This window comes from Bdellovibrio sp. HCB2-146, assembly GCF_047345725.1.
Lineage (GTDB): Bacteria > Bdellovibrionota > Bdellovibrionia > Bdellovibrionales > Bdellovibrionaceae > Bdellovibrio.
Genome location: NZ_JBLEQP010000002.1, coordinates 399861 through 425842, shown reverse-complemented (window position 1 = coordinate 425842; position 25982 = coordinate 399861). Strand labels below are relative to the sequence as shown.

Below are 25982 nucleotides of genomic sequence, written 5' to 3'. Positions count from 1 at the left end.
ATTGCATGAGCACCGACAAGTCTTGTGTGAAAGGTCATAACGCCCTATGTGAAACAGCAAAATCTGGCCTTGGCTGCGAATATATTCTCCTGAAAAATAGAATCTTCTATGAAATTGAAAGTCGAACTCGAAGGACGAGATCAAATTGAAGTTGAATACGAAGGGGAAGCCGCAAAAGGCTCGCTCTCCGTTAAATCTGTTTCAATGATCGGCTGTTCAAGTTTTATGGAAATGATGCACAAGATGAGACGCAGTTTTGGCAATGACGTTTCAAAGTGGCCTTTACCCGAGGGCAATGATCATGGAAGTTTGTTGTTGTGTGAAATGATCATGAAGCTTCGTGGTGAATGGAATTTTCCCTATGAACACGAAGAACTCTGTCACTGTCGAAGTGTCGCGACTCATATTGTGGATCAAGCGATCATCGCGGGCGCTCACACGCCCGAAGTGGTCACTCGTCAAACATCGGCAAGCACGGCATGCGGAACATGCCGTCCTTACGTTCAAAAAATCATCGAATACCGCACTCAACGCAAATCTGCTTAAGACAAATCTTTAAAGTTTCCTCCGAGATTACTGCGATAACACAAACTATCACGAGCACTTTCTGTATTTTCCCCGAGGATCTTGGCTTGCTCACCTGTGAATGATTCACTTCCTATCTCTAGTAAAAATCAATCACGAAAAGGGAGTTGAGTGTTATGAAACTTTTTAAAAGTTTATTGTCATCTGTTTTAATTTTTACGGCTTTTGCGGCGACAGCAGCTAGTCCCACAATTCCTGTACGCATCAAGCCTCTGCAAGATAAAACTGTGGTTCTGGTGCACGGTGCTTTTGCCGACGGCACAAACAGTTGGGATAAAGTCATTCCTCTTTTACAGAACTCAGGTCTCAAAGTTATCGCGGTTCAAAATCCTCTGACATCACTTGCAGATGATGTCGCTGCAACCAATCGTGCGATTGAAAATGCAACCGGTGATGTGATTCTCGTCGGTCACTCGTGGGGTGGTGTTGTGATCACAGAAGCGGGTGGGCATGATAAAGTAAAATCGTTGGTATATGTTGCGGCCTTTGCGCCGTCTGAAGGACAATCCGCTTTAGATCTTGCTAAAGATTATCCCGTACCTCCAGGTTTTGGAAAATTGGTTCCAGATAAATTTGGGTTTGCGACTCTTTCGGAAGAAGGCATGATGGATGACTTTGCTCAAGATCTTCCTCAAGAAGTAACAAAGGTGATGTTTGCCACTCAGGGACCTACAGCGATTAAGTGCTTTGAAGAAAAAGTCACTGTCGCAGCTTGGAAAACAAAACCGAACTGGTATGTGGTGGCGGAGCAAGATCGTATGATTCAACCAGATCTACAAACGGCGTTGGCAACAAAGCTCAATGCTAAAACCACTCGTGTAGCCAGCAGTCACGTGCCCATGCAATCCAAGGCTAATGAAGTGGCGAATGTAATTTTGCAAGCAGCAGGCGTTGTTCCGCAGTAATTATTTAGGGTCTTGGTCAGGATCTTCGTTTTTACTTGGATTTTCTTTACCCGTCATATCGACGGGTATTTTTTCTGGAAACTGACCGGTTTTAAGGTAATGGTCCAGCAGGGGACCTAATTTTCGACGGCAGGAGCCTCCACAGGGGCCCACGCCTGCGGTCGTTGTATCAAAAATTTCATTTAAAGTCTGAGCTCCATCGCGGATGGCTTTTTCAATCGTTTCGCGTGAAACGTTGTTGCATCTACAGATGATCTCAGACTTTTTCTTGGCTCCCATACCCCTCAAGGTTACGCCCATCCCATATGAGATGCAATGCGGCTTCCCTAACGCATCCCGACGTCAGTAGGGACGTCCCGTGATGATGCAAGTTGATAAATTCTGCTTTATCCGTTAAAACATCTTTCCTCTTAACAATGGAGCGAGAGATGGCTGCACCTGATAAACTTCCAATGACTATCCGCGGAAAAGCGATGCTTGAGGCGGAATTGAAGAAGCTTATTACTGAAGAAAGACCAACAATTATCCGTGCTATCGAAGAAGCTCGCGCTCAGGGCGATATTTCGGAAAATGCGGAGTATGAGTCTGCTAAAGAACGCCAAGGCATGATCGAAGGTCGTATTGCTGATATTCAAGGCAAATTAGCCGGTGCGGAAGTTATTGATCCTTCTCAAATCAAATCTGACCGTATCGTATTCGGCGCTCAAGTTGTGATCGTGGATACAGAGTCAGAAGAAGAATTCAGCTACCAAATCGTCGGCGTGGATGAAGCAGATGTGAAGCAAGGTATGATTTCAATCTTGTCTCCAATTGCTCGCGCCTTGATCGGTAAAAAGGCTGGCGATACAGCTACGGTACAAAGCCCTAAAGGCGACAAAGAGTTCGAAGTTATTTCGTTCAAATTCGGTTAATTTTTAAATAAAGACGTTGTCGGGTCCTTGTTTCCACCTCAAAATAGAAACATGGACTCGCGCAAAAAAAACTCTGATAGACATCTGATTGCTGAACAGCCAGGACTCCGAATCTTAGTAACGGGATTAGTTCTGGCTTTTTTTATTGGTTACACGCTGAAGTCCTATCTTTCTCCAGCTCGGGTAAAAGCTCAAATTGAAAAAGCCGCGAGCCACATTCACAAAGACGTAAAAGTTTCTTTTGATTCTGCGGAATTCATATTAAGCGAAGGCATTCTGCCGCGTTTTTCAATCGTGATCACCAATATCAAAATGGAGTCGTCACAAGTTTGTTGGATGGCTCCTACATTGAATATCGATGAATTGCGCTTGCCACTTTCGGTTTGGGGACTCATCACAGGACGTGCTCCTGTTGAAAGCGTTGAAGCTCAAGTCGTCACTTTGAATTTGCGCGAAGAATTTAAAAACTGCAGTGATAAAGATCATGTTGAGCAAGTGACTCAAAGTCAGGGCTCCAAGCCTCTCGTGACGTTATCTCCCTCTGAGGCGGAAGAAAAATACCGCAATGATGTGCGCTCGCTTTACGTGCGTGAATTCAATATCGCTGCTGACAAGTACCCTCAATATCGCTCGCAGCTTTTGGATTTCTCTGTGCGAGTGAAATCCTTTGAGCCGCGTGTGATTGAAGTGCGCGCAAAAACACATCTTTTAAAAGACAACCAAGTGGGTGACTATCTTTCTCACGCCAATCTCTATATGGAGTATAAAGAAAGTCCTGACAAAATATTGCAGTCGCACTTTTTCGGGAACTGGCGTGAAGGGCATTACAGTTTTATTGCGAACTACAATCTCTCGGATCATCGACTGACTGTGGAGACAGATCTCAAACACATTCCTCTCAGTCAAATTTTGTCGATATTGCAAAAGTATGATTTGGCTTCCAAGGAACTCAACGGCAAGCAGGTCTGGATGTCCGCGAAAGCCCGTTGGGTAGGCCCGATTGAAGACTTAAAGAATGCACCACTGAATGTTCGCGATCTGAATGTAGAGGGCGACCTCGGTGAAATGCGCGTGGATCAGATGGAGTTCACAAGGCTTTCACCTATCGAATACAAGCCGATTCGCATCGATGTGCGCAGATTGGATGTGGAAAAATTGCTGGTGCTTTTAAATCGCCCAGCGGATGCACGAATCTTAGGAGCATTAGGGCAATTTTCTGGAGTGGCGGAAATTCGTTCGGATCAAATGATGCGCCTTCAGGGTGAACACAAAGGGTTGGAATTTATTTTCTCAAACAAAAGCGAACGTCAATTGCAGGTTATCGATCGGATGATGGGAGAAATCGCTTTGAGAGGCGATCAATGGTTGATCTCTGTCAATCGTGTTGAGCCGCGAGGTGGAAGCTTTCTGGGTGAAGTAAAGCTTACTGCCGACCGTGATTTTAAGAACATCGAAGTCAAATCCCACGTAGATGAATTGGCTTTTACAAGTGCCGTACAAAATCTTATGACTCAAGGTGGGGAAGTGGGATCTATGAGCTTGGATGGCGAATTGAAAATTCAAAATGGACAATTGGATAAAGCCAAAGGCTTGTTACGCGTGCAAAACATGCGGGTTGAAGGTGTGGAGTTCGTCAAAACGCGGGCGCAGTTTGAAGGACATCAAGGCGAGCTGACAATCGGAACGCAAATTCAAAAAATGTCTGTTTCGGAAAAATCCCCAACTTCAAATTTGATGCGCACAATTGCCGCCAACAAATATTGGAACAATGGAACTTTGAACATCTCGGACGTGAATGGAAAATTTGTTCTTCAAAAACAAAAAACTCTTTCATGGAAGGGTTTTCAGGGGCATCTCGATAAAAGCACTTTGGTAAAAGTCGATGGTTCGTGGGATCAAGATGGTGTTTTAAAAGGTGGCGTGCACGTGAACGAAGGTCGACAGTCTAAAAAGTGGATCGTCGAAGGTACGCGCGATGAGCCCCGTTTGATTTTGGATAATGCTCCGAAAAGGACACAAAGAAGATGATTTTCTTAGTGATCGTTGCGGTTGTATTTTTATTTCTATTTATTCGTCAGAAGACGTGGAAACCACTTCCGTGGCCACCAGGGGCTCTTCGTCCACCAGCCTATCAAGGGCATCGTGGATACTGGAAGGGTGGGGCTCAGGAAAACACGATGGCCGCCTTTCGAGCGGCGGCTGAACGCGGGCTTCAGATGTTTGAATTGGACGTGAGGCTTTGCAAAGGCAATGTTCCGGTGGTTTTTCATGACACAGATTTAAAACGCATCGGTCATCGCAATCAGAACGTTTTGGATCTTACGGCCGATGAATTGCAAAATTATGTGAATGCGCCAACGCTTGAGTCAGTTTTACAAGCAACAGATATTCCGATGCTGATCAATATCGAGCTTAAAACCAATCGTGCTTGGGACGGAACTTTAGAGAAGGAAGTAGCGGCTTTGGTGCGCAAGTACCGCGCAGAAAAACGGGTGCTGTTTTCGAGCTTCAACCCACTGGCGATTTGGCGTCTTAAAAGAATTATTCCCGAAGTTCCGCGGGCACTTTTAGCTTCGCAAGAAGATGAACCAGAAAATAAAATTTATCTGAAGAAGTTGTGGCTCGCCCCGTATATCGGAGTGAATGCGCTTCATTTAGATCAGAATTATTGGCGCGAAAAAGAAGTGCAGGCATTTTTGAAAAGAAAAATCCCAGTTGCACTCTGGACAGTGAATGATCAAAAGCTTGCAGAAAAACTTCTGCAAGCCGGAGCGATCAGTATAATCTCAGATACTCTCTTATGAGTTTTGAGTTTCTTTTTGTTTGTTTGCAGTCGATTGAGCAGACTGTTGTTGATGAGAAACTTGAGTCTTAGAATCAGAGATGTCTTTTGCATCTACGTCGATTTCGTTAAGACCTTGTTTGAAACCGCGAATCGCTTTACCAAGTGATTGACCCAATTGTGGTAGACGGCTTGGGCCGAAGAAAATCAAGAAGATCACAGCAACCAATAAAATGTGGGTCAGGCTAAATTCACCCATTATATTCCTCCCGGAAGTCTTAAAACAGTGTACCTCTTTTAGACCTGTCCGGAAGGAAAATCAATGCCAGACTAGCTCTTACTCTGTCGGCATCTCGATATATTCGATTTTATCGCCATCCAAAGCAGCCGCCTCTTTCTCAAGAGCCGTATCAGAAGAGAATTCTGGGCTTTCCTGAGGAGTTTCTGGGCCTACAGCAACAACCTTTTGGCCTTCTGAGACGCTCTGCGCTGGAGCTGGTTCAGGAGTCGCTGAACGCGTTGGAAGTTGTTTTGCTACGCCTTTTGTTGGGCGCGGTGCCTGTGTTTCTTTAACTGTGACTGGACCCGCTGCTGCAGATTCTTTTTTCGGTGCAGCAGTTGCTGTATTTTTCCCGCTGAGCTTTTTCAACTCTTTGTCGTATTTCGATTTAAGAGCCGCGAGATCTTTTTGATAGCCTGCGCGGATTTCCTCTACCTTGGCCTGACGAGACTCCGTCACGCAGGATGAGTAAGTTTGAATTGCTATTTCTTTTGCTTTTGCACGGCACATAACTTCGTATGAGTTCTGCGCGAATGCATTGGCAGCAGCCAATGTTGTTATTAGAAACGAAAGTATTGTTTTCATAAAACCCCACTTATGATCGCTATCACTATTAACAAGATTTATGCCGCTCCGACCTCGAACCAGAACGGTTTGAGAACCCGAGTCCTTTCCTTTTTTCAGGGAGTGTTTAGACAATTGTCGGCCTCGTCTTGCTGAACCCAAGAGGGGGCGTAATATAAAGATCAGGGAGACGAACATGAATGTCCTTACGGTTCTTGTCTTACTGAGTTGGGGTTTAGGGGCTGCGGCCGAGATATCAGGCCCGCAACAGGATAAACTTATCTGGGTCATGCCGGAATGGCCTAAGCCTTCTGTTTCTCAGGACAGCACCTTTGCAGCAAAGGAAGACGTCTTCAAAAAAATTATTCTCGAACTGCAACAGACACTGCCTAATTATGAACACCACGTGATTCGTGGTCATTTTGACAAAGCCGCACGTCTCTGGAAAGAAGGCAAAAAAGTTTGCGTCGTTCCCATTCTTAAAACTAAAGAAAGATGGGCCACCTCGCAAATGACAGCCTTCCTTATTGTTCCACCTTATCGTGTGATCGTGCGCAACTCTCAAGTGCCGAGTATTTTAGCGAATAAGAATTCAGTAAGTTTGAATGAACTGTTTTCAAATAAACAGTTGAAGGGCGGATTGATCCCGCAGCGATCTTACAGCGAGGGCATTGATAAAATTTTGCGCGAGCATAGCGGTTTTCGAAACTGGAGTCCGGTCGATGCTGTGGATTGGAAGACTGTTCTGACTATGGTCAAGAATGAGCGAATTGACTACACCATCGAGATGGCAGAATTCGTTCGTTATTTTAACAAAGAAAACCCGAAAGGTGGGACATTAGTATCTTTGCCCATCAAAGAGCTACCTGGCGCGATGGAAGCCTATATTGCCTGCAACCAAGGCGATTGGGGAAAAGCAGTAATTAAAATTCTCGACAAGAAATTGCAAAGTCTTGCCTCAACACCTGGATATCAAAAAGATGTGGAGACGTTATTCATGGATGATGGAATTAAAAATTATCAAGAGAGCCTTCAAGAGTTCTTTAAAAAAAGATCTGAAGGCCCCTGGATGAATTAACATTAGCGACGAAGAGCTTTTGGATCGACAGCATCTTGAAGGCCGTCACCTAAGTAGTTAAAGCTGATCGTTGTCAAAAGAATCAAAACACCGGGCAAGATCGCCAAGAAAGGAGCCTGGTAAATCAACTCTTGAGCGTTATTCAGCATATTTCCCCAACTTGGAGTTGGTGGCATGATTCCTAGACCCAAGAAGCTCAGAGCAGCCTCAAATAAAATCGATTCACCAACACCCAACGTAATCGAAACCAACATGGGTGCAATCACATTCGGGAACATATGGCGAACGATGATGGTGCTGTCCTTAGCACCCAGAGTGCGAGCTGCTAAAACAAATTCGCGTTCACGAATAGACAAAATACTTCCACGCACCAAACGAGCCACTGTCATCCATGAGAACATGCACAAAATGATAATCATCTTAAAGACGCTTTCATTCGACGTGCTCACGATGGCTTTCAACCATGGGATTTTAGAAAGATCAATGGCTGCCATCACGATCAACACTGGAATCGTCGGCAGGGAAAGAAGGGCATCGGTGATACGCATAAGCAATGTGTCCACCAGACCGCCATAGAATCCCGCGATACTGCCAATCAAAAGGCCAATAAGAGCTGATGCGAGCGCAACCAAAACGCCGACCCCCATCGAAACACGAGTTCCGTAAACCAAGCGAATAAAGACATCGCGACCTAATTCATCGGTTCCAAAGAAATGGAAAGTTTCAAACTCATTGACCTTCGCGAGGAGCGGTTGAGTTTGCGGGATATTTAATGATCTTAAAGACGACACGACCTCTTTGATGTCACGACTGACAAGTTCATAAATCGCGTCAGCTTCAGCCACAGCGACGATTCCTTTTTCCACCAAGGCTTTTTGAATAGCATCGGCAGCTTCTGGATTGTCGTTAATGAATCGTTCAACTTCCGTCTCGCGAACGTCTTGACCTACTTGAGCCGTAGTCATTGGCGCCATATAACGGTGAGCTACATTCTGTGCATCAGGATCAAGTCCGGTGATACTCTGAATTTGATTGGCAAAGATCGCCACCAACATAAAGATCGTGATAACTACAGAACCAGCCACGGCAAGTTTATGTTCCATGAACTGACTCAAGATCAGTTTCCACATGGGTTGGGCTTTTTCTAAAGCCTGGCGCTCTTTATCGGATAAAGACTGAGTTTCGATTTCAATTTCATTCATAGTTGTTTCGCTCATGCGTCTTTCCCTGTCTATTGATAAGAAATGCGGGGATCCGCAAAGCCGTAAAGGATATCAGCTAGCAAGTTCGCTAAAAGCACCATGCTCACTGAGATCACAAATGAAATCATCGCGACATTGTAGTCATTGCCGATAATCGAGTCGTAAACCAATTTACCAACGCCTTGATAAGCAAAAACTGTTTCAGTCAAAATCGCTCCTGAGAAAAGACCTGAGAAGCTCAAAGCTAAAATCGTGATCAGCGGAATCAAGGCATTTCTAAAACCGTGTTGCCAGATCACGCGACGGCGCGAAAGACCTTTGGCGCGCGCTGTGCGAATAAAATCATTTCTCATCGCCTCTAACATCGCAGAACGAGTGAAACGCGAGAAACGTCCAATTTGTTGAATCGAAAGACTCAAAACGGGAAGGACCAGATATTTTGAACGGTCCATCAAGTCCGTCCAAAAGCCGAGCTCACCAGCGCCGATGGTTTGTGTACCACCTGCTGGGAAAAGAGGGAATTTAACGGCAAAAAGAATAATCAATACGATGGCCAGCCAGAAAGAAGGAATCGAGATACCGGCAAACGAGAATAAGTTCATGAAGTAGTCCAACCGACTGCCAGGTTTTAGCGCGGAAAGAACTCCGAGAGGAACAGCAATCAAGATGGAAAGACCTAAAGAAATAAAAGACAGAATAAATGTATTCCACATACGCGGACCCATCAATTCCTGAACAGGAACACGATAAGTCCGGCTGTAACCCAAATCACCTTCCATAATAGACGAAATCCAGCTGCCATAACGTTTGTAAACGGGTTGATCCAACCCATACAAAGATTTCAAGCGAGCCACATCTTCTGCGGTGATTTTAGGATTTGATGCGACCATCATGTCCACCGGATCTCCCGGCATCAAACTCATAAGATAGAAACACACGTAAGATAGGAGAACTATCACAGCGAGTGTTTGCAAAACTCTTCGGGTGATGAATGTTGTCATGATGGTCCTTTATTTTCCAAATATTCCAAGAAGACTAGTTCAGGGACCAGTCTTCTACGTTGTTAGTTTCAGCAAATTGATGCCCAGACATTTTGTAACCCTTCAAGTTTTTCGGAGTCACAGAAATATCAGAGCGGTAGAAAAGAGGAATAACTGGAACTTCCGCCGTGTAATTTTTCAAGATGTTATGAACGATGTCTTGGCGTTTTTTCGGATTGAACTCGATATCCAAAGCATCCAAGTCTTTATCAACTTGGCTGTTTTTCCAACCGTGGTAGTTCTGACCGGACCAGCCGTTGCTGTTGTTTGGAATAGATGTTGAAGCCAAAGTTGAACGTGGGCTGTTTTCAGGAGAAGAAACCCATGCGAACAGTGCCAAGCCTTCAAACTTACGTTTTGACATTGTTTCACCAAAGAACACACGTGCTGGCTCATTTTTCACCAAAACTTCAATACCGGCTTGTTTCCATTGGTTTTGCAAATAAACTTGCACAAGCTCGCGGGTTTTATTTCCTGCTGTTGTTTGGAAATTCAAGCTCAAGCGTTTGCCATCTTTAGTACGATAGCCATCAGCTCCCATTTTCCAACCGGCCTCATCCAACAATTTACCAGCTTCACGTTTTGAGTAGCGATAAGTTGTGACGATTTTTGGATCAGCAGTGAACCATGGATCTTTTGGAGACACGTTATGAACAGCGACCTGTTGTTTGCCTTCGAAAAGGGCTTTCACCAAGTCATCGCGGTTGATTGCGAACAACAAAGCTTTACGAACGCGGACGTCCTGTAAAATCGCGTTGTCGGTGCGAAGGTCGATATGTTCGTAAGTCACTGAAGGAGTGAAGTGTGTATCGAATGGCAAGCCTTCCGCTTTTGCTTTTTTCTCAAAGGCCAAAGCTTGGTCGAAATCAAGACCCAGGCTTGAAATCATGTCGATTGTACCCGAACGCAAGTTTGCTTCCATAGTTCCTGTGTTCGGAATCAACTTCACGATGATTTTTTTGATCGCGGGTTGTTTGCCATAGAAGTTTGGATTTGGAGCAAACGCCACGTGCGAACCCAATTTCACTTCGCTGATCACATAAGGACCATTGTAAAGACCTGGATTTGTTGGTGTGCGAACAAAGGCCGAGTTTTTCTCGTAGCCTTCTTTTTGCTTACCATATTTATCGAAAATCGCTTTTTCGATATGAGTTGGCACTGGATAGAATTGCGCCAATTGATAGAAATCCCATTTTGCTTTCTCATAAGTGAAAGTACATTTTTTAGGATTTTTTGCATCAACGTCGATTTTTTCAACTTGAGTCCAAGTTTCTTTTTCACCCACGCTCACTGTTGGGGCTTTGGCAATCGTGTGAGCTGTGATGAAGTCTTGGCAAGTGAGAGGTTTTCCGTCACCCCATTTTGCATTTTCAAGAATTTCCCAAGTTGCGACGATTTTCTTTTTGCCGCCGACTTCGACGATCTTAGCTGTGCCTTTATCAAGTGACGGAATTTCTTTCGCCAATTGAGTCACCCACTTACCATCTGGAGTCAATACGACCAAAGAACGTCCCACCAAGCGAGACATGTAAGTTGAAGCGGACATGGACATGATCAAGGGATTGAGAGTCTCAAACTCTTGAGAGATCCCAATTTTCAACTCGTTGTTGCTAGGAGCGGCGGATACCTGAACACCTAGACCGAGGAGGGTTGCAGTCAGCAATCCTGTCGTCATTGATTTTAACATTGTCGTCTCCTTTAAGATCGTCATCGTTAAGTTGTTTTGAGGAAGCAAGCCTTCTGATGCGTGCCTGCGCCTTCCAAAACCGGCATTTGCTGAGAGCAAATATCCATTTTGTGAGGACAGCGTGGATGGAATGCACATCCAGAAGGTGGGTTGATCGGGCTTGGCACTTCGCCGCCCAGGGATTTTTTCATTTTCTTTTTACCTTGGCCGACACGAGGGATCGCGCCAATCAAAGCCTGCGTGTACGGATGTTGGGGATTGCTAAAGAGTTCATCGCGGTCGGCGATCTCAACAATTTTACCCAAGTACATAACCGCAATGCGATTGCAGATGTGTTCGATCACCGAAAGGTCGTGAGAAATAAAGATGTAAGTGAGGCCTAATTTCTCTTGAAGTTCTTTTAATAGATTCAAGATCTGCGCTTGGATCGAAACGTCCAAGGCACTCACGGGCTCATCACAGATAATCAATTCCGGATTCAGAGCAATTGCACGCGCGATACAAATACGCTGACGTTGGCCGCCTGAGAACTCATGCGGGTAACGATTGACGTGACCTTTGCGAAGTCCCACAAGTTCGATCAATTCTAAAACACGTTTGTTGCGTTCTTCGTTTGTGCCGACATTGTGAATGTCCATGGGTTGACGAATGATTTGTCCCACCGTCATACGAGGATCCAAAGATGCATAAGGATCTTGGAAAATCATTTGAATGTTTTTACGTTGCTTACGAAGAGTATCGCCGCTGGATTTTAAGAAGTCCTGACCGTGGAATTTAAGCTCTCCAGCCGTGGGCTCATAAAGACGAATTAAAGTACGGCCCAAAGTGGATTTACCACAGCCAGATTCTCCAACCAGTCCCAATGTTTCTCCTTTTTTAACAATCAAAGAAACATCATCAACAGCCTTCACGCTGCCCACTTGGCGAAGGAGAAGACCCTTTTTGATGGGAAAATGCTTTTTAATATTCTTGGCTTCAAGAATGACGTCGCTCATGGTTCCCATCCTCTAGAGTGGATTGAAGCAGGCAACTGTGTGCCCTGGTTTGATTTGCACTAATGGTGGTTTATTACCTGCGCACTCCGATTTCGCCCGAGAACAGCGATTCACAAACGGACAACCTTTTGGCAATTCATAAGGAGCTGGAACGCTACCTTCAATTGTTGCCAAACGTTGCACGCGTTCGCCGAATTTAGGACGAGATGTAATCAACGCCGCCGTATACGGATGGCGAGGATTTAAGAACAATTCTTGGGTGTCAGCTTGTTCACAAGTTTGACCGCCATACATCACCATCACTTTATCAGAGATCTCAGAGATCACACCCAAGTCATGCGTGATGAATTGAACAGTCATATTGAATTTTTCTTGCAGATTCTGGATCAACTCCAAAATCTGAGCTTGGATTGTCACATCCAAAGCCGTCGTCGGTTCATCGGCAATTAAGAAGACCGGATCGCATGACAGAGCCATGGCGATCATGGCACGTTGGCGCATGCCGCCGGAAAGTTGGTGAGGGTAGGCCAGGTAGCGTTCTTCTGGAGAAGGAATGCCCACCAAACGAAGCATTTCAATGGCGCGCTCGCGGGATTCTTTAGGAGAACATTTTTTGTGTTTCATAATCTGTTCGTCCATCTGATAACCGATGGTCAAAACAGGATTCAAAGCTGTCATCGGCTCTTGGAAAATCATAGCCATTTCGCCGCCACGAACTTCCGCCATTTCAGCTTCAGATAGTTTTAGAAGGTCACGATTGTTCAAAAGAACTTGGCCGCCTGTGATTTGGCCTGGTTTTTCAATCAGGCGCATCAGTGAATAAGAGGTCACAGATTTGCCGCAACCAGATTCGCCGACGATTCCAAGAGTTTGTCCTTTATCAATTTTATAGCTGACTTTGTTCACAGCGCGAACAGGGCCTGCCTTAGTAGCAAAGGTCGTTTCTAAGTCTTTAACTTCAACAATCGTGTTCGACACTTAAAGTTCCTTCTTAAAGAAATCTACGAGTTTCAAGTTCAGCAAGAATTCCAAGACCCGCAGATTTCAGGGATTTCCCCATGATTCCAGTGAGTTTGTCAGTGATACTCTCATGAACTTCAAATTTTACTTTAACTATTTGATGATTTTCCGCAAGACCCATTAAGTACTCATCGCTTGTCTTGATTTCATCAACCAGGCCTTTGCTCAGAGCCTGCTCGCCGTACCAATACTCGCCTGTGGCAACGTCGGCTAGATTCAAGTTGGGGCGGAATTTTTGCACAAAACCTTTAAAGAGCACATGCGTGTCTTCCAGTTGTTGTTTAAACTTTTCTTCACCTTTTTCTGTGATCTCACCCAAAAGACTCACGGTGCGTTTGAATTCGCCCGCTGTGTATTCTTTGTAGTCGACATCGTGTTTTTTCAAAAGACGGTGAACGTTCGGCACCTGGGCGACCACGCCGATGGATCCCACGATGGCAAATGGTGCACTGAAGATCTTGTTGGCTGTGCACGACATTAAGTAACCACCGCTGGCCGCGACCTTATCGATACAGACAGTGAGTGGGATGTTTTTTTCACGAACGCGCAATAATTGTGAAGCTGCAAGACCATAGCCGTGCACCACGCCGCCCGGGCTTTCTACGCGAACCACAACTTCATCAAAAGTCGTCGCAACAGTCAGAACCGCCGTGATCTCTTCACGTAGGTTTTCAACGGCGCTGGCTTTGACGTCGCCTTCAAAGTCGATCAAGAAAACTTTCTTTTCGTGATCACGAGACTTTTCTTCAGAAGCTTTCTGTTCTTCTTTAAGTTTCTTTTTCAAATCTTTGCGCTCGTTTTTAGTTAAAGTTTCAGCGCGAAGTTGATTGCGGAAGCGTTTGTATTTTTTGTGGATGAGTTCAACTTGAACTTCCGATTTGTGGCTTGCACGAGCTGCAATCAGAGCGATGACGATGATCACCGCCAAAATCGCGAAGAGAATTAAGAAGGTTTGAGCGGCGAAAATTCCAATACTTTGCAGTGCGTCCATAATGCTCCTTTAGCAGCTCGTTACGTTATTCAGGAATTGGCCAAAGGTCGAGCTTCTTTTTTGTTTGCTCAAAAAAAAGATCGGGACTTGGTAGCATAGAGGTAGCAGAATGAAACCAGTGAAAAAACGCATTCTATTCGTCCTAGCAACACTCGCGCCAACTCTTCTCTTTGCTGCCAACAAAGAAGAAGTGCGACTCCGTGGTTTTGCTGAGCATCAAAACAATCAGACGCAATTTGAAGATGCTCGCAGTCGTGGCGAGAAAGCTTATCTGGAGCAACAAGAACAGTGGGAACTCGCGCGCGAACGCACAGCCGAGGAATACACCAAGCAAAAGAAAAGCCGAAGCATGGAAGACGATGGACCCGAGGCGAAAGCTGACGAAGCTCAAAAGAAAGAATGGGCTGATCAGTTAGAAAAAGAACGTCGCGATTACGTCGAATTAAAAGCGCAAAATAAATCTGAAGTCGTTAGAGGGAAAAACGGAATTCCTACTGAAGCTGAAGAGCTCAACTTAGCTGATAACAGACCTCGTTACGACTATAAAAAGCGTGCTTACTTTGGTGCGCCAGGAAAATACAAAGCGGGCAGCTCGCGTGGCTCCGGCGGATCTTCTGGCGGGGGCAGTTGGGGAGGAGGAAGCGCTCCAAGTTTCCCGAATCCACCACCGTTTGAAGATTTTGGACCAAGCGATGGCGGCTATGTGCCGGCTCCTAATATGCCTGATGATTTCGGTGATGTTCCACCGCCACCACCGCCTCCGCCGCCACCACCATTTGGTGATGAACCGTTCGGATCTGATATGACATCGCCAATTCCACCGCCAACTTTCGACGACGGCGGCGACTTCTAACGGCTGTTGAAAAAGGCTCATCCGTCATTATAAATGGTGTCTTTTTGGAAATCGTGGTGACGTTTAGTCCCTAAGCAGTTCTTCCATTTTAAGGCCTGTGGTATTTTTTATTCCGCGCATCAAATACCAAAAGATACCCATTAAGAAGATCATCGATGGAACCAAGATAACGGCCATCGACCAAGTGGTCATTTGGGCGATCTGATCGTTGAGGGCCACGGACTGCGCGTCGGGCGTGAGCGTTTGGTCAATATCAGTAAAGATACGTCGTGCGAGCAAGAAATTTAAGAGAGCACTAAATCCAAACGAAAGAGCTAGCCACATCGTCGCGCGACGCATGTGTAAATGGAACTCGGATTCTTTTTGATTCGAACGCAGGCGTTCTTCCAAAAGTTCCGTGCGCATCACTGTGGGATTCAAAAATAACGTCTCGATAAATGGTTTTTTGGAAAACGCAGAACCAAAAACAAAAAGTCCTACCAGAGTCGGGAAGGCCGCTTCTTTTACGGCAAACCACATCCCTTGAATTCCCATCAAAGCCAGGCCGCCTGTTAGAAGAACGTTGAGTAAACCGAGCACGGACAAGGCGTTGGTCTTTTTTCTTTTAATAAGGTCGTAAGCGCCATAACCCAGCGGAAAGGCCAAAGCTAAGATCAAAGCCCAAAGCGGTCCGACGAATTTGCTTAATTTGTTCAGGATAAGAACCGGAAGCAAGATATTAAAGACGAGATTGAGCCAGGGATTTTCTTGTTTGGGCATTTGATTCTGTGACATGGTTCGTATCCTGGCACAAAAGATTTCTCGGCGCTAGAAGATATCGTGGTATTATCCCTTTATGCCAGAACTACCGGAAGTCGAAGTTGTCCGTCGAGGACTAGAAAAAATCCTAGAACATCACCCCGTACTTGAAAAAGTCGAACTCACTCGTGCAGATTTGCGCGATCCCATTCCGGCGAAGAAAATTCGCTCTCTTGTCGGAGAGAAGATTTTAAGAATTGAGCGACGGGCGAAATATCTTCTTTTTTGGACATCCAAAGGGGCGATGTTGTCACACCTGGGAATGACGGGAACTTGGCGGCAAGCGGCGCCCGGCGATGAGCGTGACCATGATCATATCTATCTACATTTTTCAGATCATTTAAGATTGGCGTACCGAGACCCTCGGCGGTTTGGCATTTTTGATTTTGTCGCCAATCCTGCGGCGCATCCAAGATTGAAGGATCTGGGGCCGGAACCCTTTGATGAAAACTTAACCGGAGAAATTCTCTGGGAAAGCATGCGTGGCAAAAAAGCATCAATCAAAGTTGCAATCATGGATCAAAAAATTTTGGTCGGAGTTGGTAATATCTATGCCAGTGAAGCCTTGTTTGCGGCGGGAATTAAGCCCACTTTGCCAGCTGAAAAAGTATCACGTGTGAGAGTCGAAATTCTGCTTCAGGAGATTCGCCGAATCTTGCAAACTTCGATTGAAAAAGGTGGTTCGTCGATCAGTGATTTTGCGCAAGCTTCGGGGGAGAGCGGCTACTTTCAGAATACTTTTCAAGTTTATGACAGAGCTGGATTGCCGTGTTTGAAATGTGGGCACAAGATCAAGTCGCAAGTGTTGGGTGGGCGAAACACCTTCTGGTGTTCACGTTGCCAAAAATAATTTTGAAAATTTCGTTGCTAAGAGGGTCATGATTTGTGTAACTTAAGACCTACGTCGAGTTTTAAAACATAAATTACGGACCCAACTGTCGCACTCGTGATGGGGAAGGCTGTAGCAATTAACACTATGAAGGGAATATACAACATGAAAGCAATCGTAATCGCAGCATTACTAGCTCTTTCTTTCACAACTGGTTTCACTTGCTCTAAAAACCAACCTGAGCAAACTGAAGCTACTCCAGCAGCTACTGAAGCAGCTCCTGCAGAAGGTCAACCTGCTACTGAAGCAGCTCCTGCTGATGCAACTGCTACTCCAGCTCCAACTGAAGCAGCTCCTGCAGCTCCAGCTGAAACTAAGTAATTAGTTTTTGGAAATAGCAATGGCTGAGTGAAAGCTCAGCCAAAGTTGAATAAGAACCCTCTTCGGAGGGTTTTTGTTTTTGTGCCCCTCATGTTCGGTTTTCCATCTCCAGGCCGAGACCTTCTTCGATCTACGTAGTAGAATTTTTATTCTAGTTATCTGAAACAAAATCAAATCTCAGATTTATAAAGTCCCGATATTGCTGGCCTTCTCATTCTGCCTACTTGCACATCCTCATATTAAAGAGTCTAATTTAAGGGTGTTAGAATAAAGGTAATAAGGAGATCACCAGTGGATTCTATCAACTCATTTTATGGGATGTTTTTAGAGAGCAACACCGGCCTATGGATTTTGGGCTCTGTTGTTCTACTCTTGTTCGTGGGCTTTTTCACAAGTCCTCTTATCGTTTGGGCAATTGCCCTCGCTGCGATTCTTGTTGGTTTCGGAGCACCCGTGTGGCTGTTGGCGGTTTACGCTGTTCTTGCCCTCATCTTCCTTATCACGCCAATTCGTGCGGCGTTGATCACGTCAGGTCTCTTGGCGTTCATGAAGAAGATGCAGTTCCTGCCAAAAATTTCTGATACAGAAAAAGCGGCGTTGGATGCAGGTGTGGTGTGGGTTGAGAAAGATCTTTTCTCTGGTAAACCAAACTTCACAAACTTGATGAATGAACCGTACCCATCGTTGACTTCAGAAGAACAAGCGTTCGTTGATGGGCCCGTGAACAGACTTTGCGCTGTTTTGGATTCTTGGAAAATTCATAAAGAAAAGGAAATCCCTCAAGAAGCTTGGGACATCATCAAAAAAGAAAAATTCTTGGGTATGATCATTCCAAAAGAGTACGGCGGTCTTGGTTTCTCAGCTTTGGCGCACTCTGAAGTGATCATGAAAATCTCTTCTCGTTCCTTGTCAGCGGCGATCACTGTGATGGTTCCGAATTCTTTGGGACCTGCAGAACTTTTGAATCACTACGGTACAGAAGAGCAAAAGAAACGCTTGTTACCACGTCTTGCCTCTGGCGACGAAATTCCTTGCTTTGGTTTAACAGAGCCAACTGCGGGTTCTGATGCGGGTTCTATCATTTCTTCTGGTGTTTTGTTCAAAGACACTGACGGAAAATTGAAAATCAAATTGAACTGGAACAAACGTTGGATCACTCTTGCAGCGATTTCGACAACGATTGGTTTGGCATTCCGCTTGCGTGACCCAGAAAATCTTTTGGGTAAAGGTGAAGACGTTGGTATTACAACAGCTTTGATCCCTTCTAAAACTCCGGGCGTTGTTTTGGGTCGTCGTCATGATCCATTGGGTGTTCCGTTCTACAACTGTCCAACACAAGGTAAAGACGTTATCGTTGACGCTGATGAAGCGATCATCGGTGGTATCGCCAACGCTGGTAAAGGTTGGTTGATGTTGATGGAGTGTTTGGCGGCCGGTCGTGGTATCAGCTTGCCAGCTCAAGCAACAGGTGGGGCGAAACTCGCTTCTCGCGTTGTTTCAGCTCACGCATTGATTCGTCGTCAATTCGGTATGTCTATCGGTCGCTTTGAAGGTGTGGAAGAGCCTCTAGCACGTATTGGTGCAGCTGCTTACCAACTTGAAGCGATGAGAATTTATTGCTTGGGTGCGATCGATAAAGGTCTTAAACCGGGCGTTATCACAGCAATGCAAAAATACTACTCAACTGAAATGGGCCGTCACGTGATCAACGACGCGATGGACATCATGGGTGGTGCGGGTATCTCGATGGGTCCTCGTAACGTATTGGCTGAAACTTACATTGCTACTCCAATTGGTATCACGGTTGAAGGTGCAAACATCATGACTCGTACTCTTATGGTGTTCGGTCAAGGTGCTCTTCGTGCTCATCCATTTGCTTATGCGGAAGTTAAAACTGCTGAAGCAGGTGACTTGAAAGGTTTCGATGCGGCTTTCTGGGGGCACATCGGTCACGTTGTTCGTAATACATGCCGTGCGGTTCTTCTTTCTTGTACTCGTGGTTTCTTGGCTTCAACTCCAAATTGCCACCCGCAAATGAAAGTTTACTTCCGTCGCTTGTCTTGGTCTTCAGCAACTTTCGCTCTTCTTTCAGACGTAGCGATGGGTGTTTTGGGTGGTCAATTGAAAGCGAAACAAAAAATCACAGGTCGTTTTGCTGATATCTTGGCAAACATGTACATGGCAACTTGCTTGCTTCGTCGTTTCGAAGCGGAAGGTCGTCGTGAAGAAGATTTGGCATTTGCTCACTACAACTTGAAACGTTGTATGGCGGAAATCCAAAAAGGTTTCGACGGTATTTTTGATAACTTGAAAATCCCAGGACTTCGTTGGTTCTTCAAAGGTTGGTTGGGTGCTTGGTCACGTATCAACTCGTTGGGTTCACAAGCGTCTGATGGCTGGTCACATGCAATTGCTGATTCTATGCTGAAAGAAGGCGGAATCCGTGATCGTTTGTCAGTGGGTATCTATATGCCAACTGATAAAAACCAAGCAATTGGCCGTCTTGAAAATGCATTCTCTGTGACTATCAAATCTGAAGCAGCAGAGAAGAAAATCAGAAAAGCGATCCGTGAAGGCGCTCTTCCGAAAAAGAAAGTTCATTTGTTGCTAGACGAAGCTCGTAGCAAAAACATCATCTCTGAAGAAGAGTTGAAACTGATCCAAGCATCAGATGCAATCCGCTACGACGCGATCTTGGTAGATGATTTCTCCCAAGAAGAATACATGTCCTAGGCCGACTGATGAAAAGCGACCACCTGACTTCTTGTTGGGGGTCGCTGATCACTCCGACGTACCTCCAATAACCTCCATGCTCATCACCCCCTCCGCCTCGCACTTGGTCGCTTTTGATCAGCCTTAAGTAATAACGTCTCTTTTTGAAGCATAAATAAAAATATATTTTATGATTCTCATCATATGTTGGTTTCCGAAGGATCTCTAATATTAAGACATCGGAGGTTTCCTGTGAAACTCATGCATAAAATTGTTGCGATCGTGGTGTTAGCGACTTTGTTGTCTTCTGTAACTGCTGTGTTTATTGCATGGAGAAAGGTCACAAACCAGGGTGTTGCTGCTTTAGTTGGTAAAAGTGAGTCGGTCCTGGATCAACTCGAAGGAACCCGCGACTACGTTGCTGCACAAGGTGGTCTGCAGGATTATATCAATTCCGTCGTTGCTAAATATCCTGAGGGGAATATTCCTAAAGAAGTGAAGATGAATATTCTTAAGAGAGTTCCTATTTTTGCGTCGATGAAAGTCGGCCAAGATCAGTCTGAGAGAAGTGGTTATAAATTCCGGGTTTTTTCTCCCGAGCCCCGTAATAAAGATCATATGATGACGGCCCAGGAAAAAGAAATATTCGAACAGTTCTCCAAGGACCCCCAGCTAAAACAACTGCAAGCGGTACAAGACGATGCTGTAGTTGTTTATCGTCCCGTTCGCCTGTCTGAAGCTCAAGGATGCTTGTTATGTCATGGTCATCCATCACAAAGTCCGTTTAAAGATGGTAAAGATATTTTAGGTCATCAAATGGAAAACTGGGCAGACGGTCGTCTGCATGGCGTTTTTGCGCTGACATCGTCGCTTGCAGAAACCAAAGCCATGAGTCGTGCTTCCGTTCAAGATATTCTTATTTTTAGTTTGATTGGCCTTTTGGTGAGCGTTTGTGTTGCGTGGATCATTGCTAAAAAGCCAATTGAGAATTTGCGAAAATCAGTTCAGTCGATGAAAGAATCAAGTTTGAAATTAAACGAAGCCAGCGAAGATATCTCAGGGGCTTCTCAAAGTCTCAGTGCCTCTTCGACTCAAGCGGCCGCAGCACTTGAGGAAACATCCGCATCGATCGAAGAGCTTACAAGTATGGTGAAGCTCAACAGTGAAAATGCGGTTTCGGCCAAAGATATTTCGGCCCAAGCGAGTATCGCCGCAAAACAAGGAGAGAATCAAATCAACGTTCTGATCGATTCGATGGAAAAAGTATCTAAATCAGCAAAACAAATCGAAGAAATCACCAATGTCATTGATGATATTGCCTTTCAGACAAATCTTTTGGCATTGAACGCGGCGGTTGAGGCGGCGAGGGCTGGGGAGCAGGGGAAGGGTTTTGCGGTCGTCGCAGAAGCTGTTCGAAACCTCGCTTTGAAATCATCAGCTTCGGCGAAAGAGATTTCCGGTTTGATCACCGAGAGTGTGGGGCAGATTGATCAAAGTTATCAGTATGCAATTCAGAGCGGGAAATCATTAAAGGTGATTGTGGCCGAGTCCGAAAAAGTGTCGTCGTTGAATTCGGATATCGCCAGTGCCAGCGAAGAGCAGTCAGCGGGAATCAGTCAAATTTCAAAAGCCCTGCATGATCTGGACAAGATGACCCAAAACAATGCTGCTTCCTCAGAAGAAACAGCCGCCGCTTCTATCGGACTGTCACAACAGTCTACGAATTTAGATCGATTGGTCGACGCGGTAGAAACTGTTGTAACGGGTGTAAAAGGGAAATCTGCGTAGGAACTATAACGGAGATTCGAAATTCCATTTTTTTGAATGCAAATCGAAAGTCAGTTTGTAGAGCGCGCAGTTCGGAAGAGAAATACCTTCTTGAGGCGCGCCTTCACAGTGATGAGCTAAACGGCGTAAGCTCGCGCCGTGAGTTGAAACTGCAATTTTTTTAAGACCTGGGTTCTGGCTCAAAAATCCCTCGATGTAAGCTGTCATGCGCATCAGGTGCTCGCGCTTGCTTTCACCATTTTTAAAAACGAAATCTTGATCGGCTTCTTTCACCGAAATCCAACGATCCCAAGCATCTTGGCCGTAAAGAGCCAAGACCTCATCACGAAGCATTCCCTCAGGTTCTCCCATTCTGCATTCACGTAAATGATCACTGAGATGCATTGGCACTTGAAGGAGGCTATTGACAATTGTTGCTGTTTCTAAAGCACGAGACAGGTCGGAACTTAAAATGAGTTCTGGCTTGAGTTCGAAAACTTTTTTAGCAAGCTCTCGGGCTTGATTGCGGCCTGTTTCGTTCAGCGGAATATCCGTGTGGCCTTGCAAACGGCGTTCACGATTCCAGTCTGTTTCGCCGTGCCTGAAAATATAGATTTCGACTCTGTTCATGGCGGGTAACATAAGTGTCTTTGGGGAGAGTGTAAACTAAGACGCGCGGTGCGTTATATCAATTGGGGACAGTTTTCATTTGCAATTAACCCTATAAACAGTCAAAAAAATGCTTCGAAAATTACTTCGTATAAGTGGCCGATAGGGGGCCGCGTTTCTACCAGGCGCCGTAAATGCCTGTCTATGGGGGACCTATGTTAAAGTCAGTTCTTGTTCTATTTCTTTCGCTTAGCTCAGTTGCATTTGCGGGTCTTCAAGAAGACTTCGAAGCTTTGAAATCCGTTCCACGTGATTACACTGATTCAGGTTCTATCTGTGAAGAAGTGGCTCGTCTTCGTATCGCGGAAGAATACCCAGCTCCTCAATACACTGTTGAAGTGGGCATCGCATACGGTAATGCAGAACGCACTATTGGTGAACTTGATATCATCATCTTCGATAACAACCTTCACAAAGCTATTAAATTGGGTGAAGTAAAGTGCTGGAAAGACGCTCGTGGCGGTCTTAAGAAAGCCCAAGATCAACGCGCGCGTTTCTTGAAAAACATTCGTAGCGGCAGCGGTCGTAATCTTGAATTTGTAAACACCGCAACTCATCAACGTTATGATGCTGAGCAGTTCCTTCACGTGAACGAGTTCATCTCTATTGCTCAAAAAGGCACGACTGCAGTTGGTTATGATATGGAAATGGAATACAGCTTGGGTGAGTTCAATGCCCTTCGTATGAAAATGATCAAGTGCCAACAAGCCGGCGAATGCGCAAAACCATAACACGAACGCAGGCTTTTTGATTTTTTACTAAACGAGAGTTTTCGACTCTCGTTTTTTTTTATGTCTAAATAGATCTGAGAATGAAGTTAAATGAACGCATCATCGAGCTAAAAGCTTGGCGTTTATTGATGAAGCCCATGTAGGTGAAGTTTCTAACCAGTGGCAAATCGAGTTCTTCTTCGCTGTGGCCCGTGTAAATAACAACAGGAATCGGGCGACGGAGCTTGTGAACTTTTCTCTCTGTGAGAAGGCGATCCATTAACAATAAAGTATCGCGTCCACCCATTTGCGGCATCTGCCAGTCTAATACAACTAAATCAAAATGCTTGTTCACAAGAAGTGGAATGGCATCTTGACCGTCAAATGCCATAGTTACGTCGCATTTATAATGATCCAAAATATGTGACATCAGTTTTACAGAATCTAAACTGTCATCAATAACAAGAACGCGTGGCGTATGTTGCTTTTCCAGTGTGGTTTCTAGCACCATGAGAAGTCTCCTCGTACAGTTAGTGACTTCTCAATTTGAACCGAAATAAATCCAAGAATCTTCTAAAAGAAAAACAATGATGGGATTTTAATCTTTGAATTGCTAAAGAACATAGAGAACCCGCTTTATGCGAGTTCTTTACGTGTTTGCTCTACAACAACAGTTTCACGGACAACCACGACTTTGATTTGTCCTGGATAGTTACATTCTTCTTCAATTTTGGCTGCGATCTTTTTAGAAAGATCCAAAGCCTGCGAATCGTCAACTTTCTTACCATTGACCATCACACGACATTCGCGACCACCGCTGAGGACGAAACAATCTGTGACGCCTGGGAAGCTGCGAGCGATATCTTGAAGCTCGGACACTTTTTGATTGTAGGACTCAATTGTCGAACGACGAGCCCCTGGACGAGCCCCTGAAACCGCATCGGCTGCGATCACGATAAACGCATGATCCGTCGAAGGCTGTTCATCAAAGTGATGGGCACGAACCGCGTGAACCACATCTGGAGCTTCATTGCGAGCGGCAATAAAGTCAGCGCCAATCATCGCATGGCCACCTTCTTGAACGTGGTCCATGGATTTTCCAATATCGTGAAGCATTCCCACACGGCGGGCTTTCTTAATATCCAGTTTAAGTTCACTTGCCATAAGACCGGCGATCCAGCCAACTTCACCACAGTGGAAGTATTGATTCTGAGTGAAAGAATAACGATAGCGCAAAGATCCCATCATCTGACGGATTTCAGCGTTCAAGCCTTCCAGTTTCAATTCTTTTGCTAAAGCATCACCATCGTGTTTGATGTTTTTGAAAAGTTCTTTCTTCTGATTCTCAGCAATTTTTTTGATGAAATCAGGGTTGATGTTTTTCTTTTCTTTAAAGATGCGCTCAAGCGTACGGCGAGTCAGTTCACGGCGAACTGGATCGAAACCCGCAACACCCACCATGTCCATGCCTTCTTCAACGATAATGTCACAACCACAAGAGTCCTGAACGGCCTTGATGTTGTTACCAGCGGGATCGCAGAAAAGTTTACGAACATTGTTATCTGGGAAATTCACAGCGCCAATACCGCGTTCTGCGCAGTAAGGGCGGGCAAAGCGATCGATAATCAAAGATAAAATCTTTTTGGCTTTTTGCTCCGCATGTTCCTTTGTGTCGTCTTCATGCTCTTGGACATAGCGCGCGGCCCGTTTTCGAGCGTCATCTTCCATGTGCGCTTTTAACTCATCTTTAAAAGCTTGCGCGGAAGTATTGAGACGGCTCGTCAGTTTTTGTACGAAATCTTGATTTAATGCTTTTTGTGCTTCTTTTACTTTGTTGAGGCTGGCTTCCTGCGCACGCAACGCTTGCTCTTGCGTTTTCACTTCGCCTTCGCGCTCTTGAAGTTTCTTTTTTACTTCTTGGTAAGCAGCATCAGCTTTTGATTTTTTCTCAGTGGCCACTTCGCTCAGTTCTTCGATGCGCTCTTCGGTTTTCAGCATGTCGCGTTCAACACGTGTCCAAAGTTCCATTTCAATTTCTTGAATGCGTTCTTTTTCTTCTAAAGCGCGAAGTTCGATAGCCTCCTTGGCTTCGCCAACGATGTCTTCTGCTTCTTCGCGTGCTAAACGAATTTTGCGAGCTGCTTGAAATTTATAAAAGGCCCAGCCGAGTCCGCCACCGACAACAAGAGAAAGTAGGGCTGTAGCAATGGTTAAAAACATAAGATACTCCTAACCTTTTGATTCTACTCCTAGCTCTCTGTTTAACGCAATTTTTCCTGCGGTTTACTTTGTGCATTAAGAGCTTTAGTATTAAAAAAGAGGCAAAAGTGAGGAGCGGTATGGGCGCAATGGAATGTCAGACAAAATGGCTAGGTGAATCAGCTGGAGGGTTGGCTTTTTCAGCCCAGGTGCGCCAACACAGTTTCATCATGGATGCGGGCCAAAGTTCGGGCGGAAAGGACCAAGGTCCTTCACCGAAAGAAGTTCTCCTCGCCAGCATCTGTGCCTGCTCAGGAATGGATGTGGCTTCCATTCTGAAAAAAATGCGGGGAGTCGTTGAAAGCTGTGAAGTGAATGCAAAGACGGAAACAACTTCAAGTTACCCATCGATCTTTAAAGAAGTCTTAGTCGAGTACAAAATCAAAGGTTCTGAAATCAGTGAAGAGCAGGCGTTGAAAGCTGTTCGCCTCTCAATGACAAAATATTGTGGTGTAAGTGCAATGGTGGTCGATGCTTCACCAATCAGTTATCAAGTGCATTTGAACGGAAAATGGATTGGCGACGGCAAGGCACATTTCGAAGAGGTTGCCGAGTGATTGCGTTTGAAATTCCCTTTCATGAAATGGATTTTACTTACGCGAGATCGCGCGGCCCGGGTGGGCAGAACGTCAACAAGACGAATTCCGCAGCCATTTTGCGCTGGAATCTCTTCTCTTCGCATGTGTTTAATGAAGAAACCAAAGCAAAGCTCGCCAATAAACTTCAATCACAGCTGACTGTGGATGGGGACTTATTAGTGCGCAGTGAGGTGCATCGCGATCAAGATCAAAATCGCAGTGAATGTATTCGAAAATTGCATGAAATTTTGCGTAAAGCTTTGTTTGTTCCACGCAAAAGAATTGCGACGAAACCCACGCGGTCTTCGCAACGAAAACGCGTCGAGAGTAAAGTGCGCCGAAGTGAAGTGAAACAAGGAAGACAGAAGATCAAACTCTAGGTGCCT

Annotated in this window: 27 protein-coding genes and 1 riboswitch; of the genes, 14 read left to right on the top strand and 13 right to left on the bottom strand. The window is 45.2% G+C overall.

The window, feature by feature from the left end; genetic code table 11:
* Positions 1–108 precede the first annotated feature (108 nt).
* On the top strand, positions 109–546 hold the full coding sequence (locus tag ACLWOR_RS12985; RefSeq protein ID WP_413941172.1) for a bacterioferritin-associated ferredoxin: 438 nt from the start codon (positions 109–111) through the stop codon (positions 544–546).
* Between the two features lie 155 nt (positions 547–701).
* Positions 702–1490 carry an alpha/beta fold hydrolase gene (locus ACLWOR_RS12980; protein ID WP_413941171.1) on the top strand — a complete coding sequence of 263 codons (789 nt, stop codon included), beginning with the start codon at positions 702–704 and terminating at the stop codon, positions 1488–1490.
* Here ACLWOR_RS12980 and ACLWOR_RS12975 read toward each other — a convergent pair whose 3' ends face one another.
* A complete protein-coding gene (locus tag ACLWOR_RS12975; protein ID WP_413941169.1) occupies positions 1491–1769 on the bottom strand; it encodes a (2Fe-2S)-binding protein in 279 nt (92 codons plus the stop codon).
* A 149-nt stretch (positions 1770–1918) separates the two neighbouring features.
* Between ACLWOR_RS12975 and greA the strand changes: the two genes are divergently transcribed.
* Genes greA through ACLWOR_RS12960 form a run of 3 tightly spaced genes read left to right on the top strand, consistent with a single transcriptional unit; the run spans position 1919 to position 5205 of the window.
* Positions 1919–2401, top strand: coding sequence for a transcription elongation factor GreA (greA, locus tag ACLWOR_RS12970; protein WP_413941168.1), 483 nt, complete (start codon positions 1919–1921; stop codon positions 2399–2401).
* Between the two features lie 51 nt (positions 2402–2452).
* Entirely contained in the window at positions 2453–4429 is a 1977-nt protein-coding gene (locus tag ACLWOR_RS12965; protein WP_413941167.1) for a hypothetical protein, read from the top strand.
* The gene (locus ACLWOR_RS12960) at positions 4426–5205 is read left to right on the top strand and encodes a glycerophosphodiester phosphodiesterase (protein WP_413941166.1); all 780 of its coding nucleotides are present in this window, start codon (positions 4426–4428) and stop codon (positions 5203–5205) included. The genes ACLWOR_RS12965 and ACLWOR_RS12960 overlap by 4 nt, the downstream gene beginning before the upstream one ends.
* Here the strand turns inward: ACLWOR_RS12960 and ACLWOR_RS12955 are convergent.
* Together ACLWOR_RS12955 and ACLWOR_RS12950 are read right to left on the bottom strand one after the other, a co-directional pair.
* Positions 5200–5442, bottom strand: coding sequence for a twin-arginine translocase TatA/TatE family subunit (locus ACLWOR_RS12955; protein WP_413941165.1), 243 nt, complete (start codon positions 5440–5442; stop codon positions 5200–5202). The two genes, ACLWOR_RS12960 and ACLWOR_RS12955, sit on opposite strands and share 6 nt — an antisense overlap.
* 78 nt (positions 5443–5520) lie before the next feature.
* Positions 5521–6048: a hypothetical protein gene (locus ACLWOR_RS12950; protein WP_413941164.1), complete on the bottom strand. Its 528-nt coding sequence runs from the start codon at positions 6046–6048 to the stop codon at positions 5521–5523.
* A gap of 175 nt (positions 6049–6223) precedes the next feature.
* Here ACLWOR_RS12950 and ACLWOR_RS12945 point away from each other — a divergent pair, with 175 nt between their 5' ends.
* Positions 6224–7105: a hypothetical protein gene (locus ACLWOR_RS12945; protein WP_413941163.1), complete on the top strand. Its 882-nt coding sequence runs from the start codon at positions 6224–6226 to the stop codon at positions 7103–7105.
* A gap of 2 nt (positions 7106–7107) precedes the next feature.
* Here the strand turns inward: ACLWOR_RS12945 and ACLWOR_RS12940 are convergent, their stop codons facing one another.
* From ACLWOR_RS12940 to sohB, 6 genes are read right to left on the bottom strand one after another with little or no spacing between them, the layout of a single operon-like run.
* The gene (locus tag ACLWOR_RS12940; protein ID WP_413941162.1) at positions 7108–8322 is read right to left on the bottom strand and encodes an ABC transporter permease; all 1215 of its coding nucleotides are present in this window, start codon (positions 8320–8322) and stop codon (positions 7108–7110) included.
* 14 nt (positions 8323–8336) lie between these two features.
* The gene (locus tag ACLWOR_RS12935) at positions 8337–9308 is read right to left on the bottom strand and encodes an ABC transporter permease (RefSeq protein ID WP_413941161.1); all 972 of its coding nucleotides are present in this window, start codon (positions 9306–9308) and stop codon (positions 8337–8339) included.
* A 34-nt stretch (positions 9309–9342) separates the two neighbouring features.
* Positions 9343–11034 carry a peptide ABC transporter substrate-binding protein gene (locus ACLWOR_RS12930; protein ID WP_413941160.1) on the bottom strand — a complete coding sequence of 564 codons (1692 nt, stop codon included), beginning with the start codon at positions 11032–11034 and terminating at the stop codon, positions 9343–9345.
* A gap of 26 nt (positions 11035–11060) precedes the next feature.
* Positions 11061–12029, bottom strand: a complete 969-nt coding sequence (locus tag ACLWOR_RS12925; RefSeq protein ID WP_413941159.1) for an ABC transporter ATP-binding protein — start codon at positions 12027–12029, stop codon at positions 11061–11063.
* A 12-nt stretch (positions 12030–12041) separates the two neighbouring features.
* A complete protein-coding gene (locus ACLWOR_RS12920) occupies positions 12042–13007 on the bottom strand; it encodes an ABC transporter ATP-binding protein (protein ID WP_413941158.1) in 966 nt (321 codons plus the stop codon).
* A 13-nt stretch (positions 13008–13020) separates the two neighbouring features.
* Positions 13021–14040: a protease SohB gene (gene sohB / locus ACLWOR_RS12915; RefSeq protein WP_413941157.1), complete on the bottom strand. Its 1020-nt coding sequence runs from the start codon at positions 14038–14040 to the stop codon at positions 13021–13023.
* Between the two features lie 109 nt (positions 14041–14149).
* Here sohB and ACLWOR_RS12910 point away from each other — a divergent pair, with 109 nt between their 5' ends.
* Complete coding sequence (locus ACLWOR_RS12910; protein ID WP_413941156.1) at positions 14150–14893, top strand: hypothetical protein; 744 nt, start codon at positions 14150–14152, stop codon at positions 14891–14893.
* A gap of 63 nt (positions 14894–14956) precedes the next feature.
* Here the strand turns inward: ACLWOR_RS12910 and ACLWOR_RS12905 are convergent, their stop codons facing one another.
* Positions 14957–15667, bottom strand: coding sequence for a VC0807 family protein (locus tag ACLWOR_RS12905; RefSeq protein WP_413941155.1), 711 nt, complete (start codon positions 15665–15667; stop codon positions 14957–14959).
* A 61-nt stretch (positions 15668–15728) separates the two neighbouring features.
* Between ACLWOR_RS12905 and mutM the strand changes: the two genes are divergently transcribed.
* From mutM to ACLWOR_RS12885, 4 genes are all read left to right on the top strand, one after another.
* Positions 15729–16541, top strand: coding sequence for a bifunctional DNA-formamidopyrimidine glycosylase/DNA-(apurinic or apyrimidinic site) lyase (mutM, locus tag ACLWOR_RS12900; RefSeq protein WP_413941154.1), 813 nt, complete (start codon positions 15729–15731; stop codon positions 16539–16541).
* 144 nt (positions 16542–16685) lie between these two features.
* Entirely contained in the window at positions 16686–16901 is a 216-nt protein-coding gene (locus tag ACLWOR_RS12895; protein ID WP_413941153.1) for an acylneuraminate cytidylyltransferase, read from the top strand.
* Positions 16902–17192: 291 nt separating this feature from the next.
* Complete coding sequence (locus ACLWOR_RS12890) at positions 17193–19634, top strand: acyl-CoA dehydrogenase (RefSeq protein ID WP_413941152.1); 2442 nt, start codon at positions 17193–17195, stop codon at positions 19632–19634.
* Positions 19635–19874: 240 nt separating this feature from the next.
* Positions 19875–21401, top strand: a complete 1527-nt coding sequence (locus tag ACLWOR_RS12885) for a methyl-accepting chemotaxis protein (RefSeq protein ID WP_413942171.1) — start codon at positions 19875–19877, stop codon at positions 21399–21401.
* Positions 21402–21404: 3 nt separating this feature from the next.
* On the opposite strand, the gene ACLWOR_RS12880 is transcribed toward ACLWOR_RS12885, so the two are convergent.
* Positions 21405–22010: a histidine phosphatase family protein gene (locus tag ACLWOR_RS12880; protein WP_413941151.1), complete on the bottom strand. Its 606-nt coding sequence runs from the start codon at positions 22008–22010 to the stop codon at positions 21405–21407.
* Between the two features lie 106 nt (positions 22011–22116).
* Positions 22117–22214, top strand: a riboswitch (purine riboswitch).
* Between ACLWOR_RS12880 and ACLWOR_RS12875 the strand changes: the two genes are divergently transcribed.
* The gene (locus ACLWOR_RS12875) at positions 22205–22780 is read left to right on the top strand and encodes a hypothetical protein (protein WP_413941150.1); all 576 of its coding nucleotides are present in this window, start codon (positions 22205–22207) and stop codon (positions 22778–22780) included. (Overlaps the previous riboswitch by 10 nt.)
* 64 nt (positions 22781–22844) lie before the next feature.
* Here the strand turns inward: ACLWOR_RS12875 and ACLWOR_RS12870 are convergent, their stop codons facing one another.
* Both ACLWOR_RS12870 and ACLWOR_RS12865 read right to left on the bottom strand, forming a co-directional pair.
* Positions 22845–23270, bottom strand: a complete 426-nt coding sequence (locus tag ACLWOR_RS12870) for a response regulator (RefSeq protein WP_413941149.1) — start codon at positions 23268–23270, stop codon at positions 22845–22847.
* A 125-nt stretch (positions 23271–23395) separates the two neighbouring features.
* Complete coding sequence (locus ACLWOR_RS12865; RefSeq protein WP_413941148.1) at positions 23396–24979, bottom strand: Rnase Y domain-containing protein; 1584 nt, start codon at positions 24977–24979, stop codon at positions 23396–23398.
* 119 nt (positions 24980–25098) lie between these two features.
* Between ACLWOR_RS12865 and ACLWOR_RS12860 the strand changes: the two genes are divergently transcribed.
* Both ACLWOR_RS12860 and arfB read left to right on the top strand, forming a co-directional pair.
* Positions 25099–25575: an OsmC family protein gene (locus tag ACLWOR_RS12860; RefSeq protein ID WP_413941147.1), complete on the top strand. Its 477-nt coding sequence runs from the start codon at positions 25099–25101 to the stop codon at positions 25573–25575.
* Entirely contained in the window at positions 25572–25976 is a 405-nt protein-coding gene (arfB, locus tag ACLWOR_RS12855) for an alternative ribosome rescue aminoacyl-tRNA hydrolase ArfB (RefSeq protein ID WP_413941146.1), read from the top strand. Before ACLWOR_RS12860 ends, arfB begins: the two co-directional genes overlap by 4 nt.
* Positions 25977–25982 lie beyond the last annotated feature (6 nt).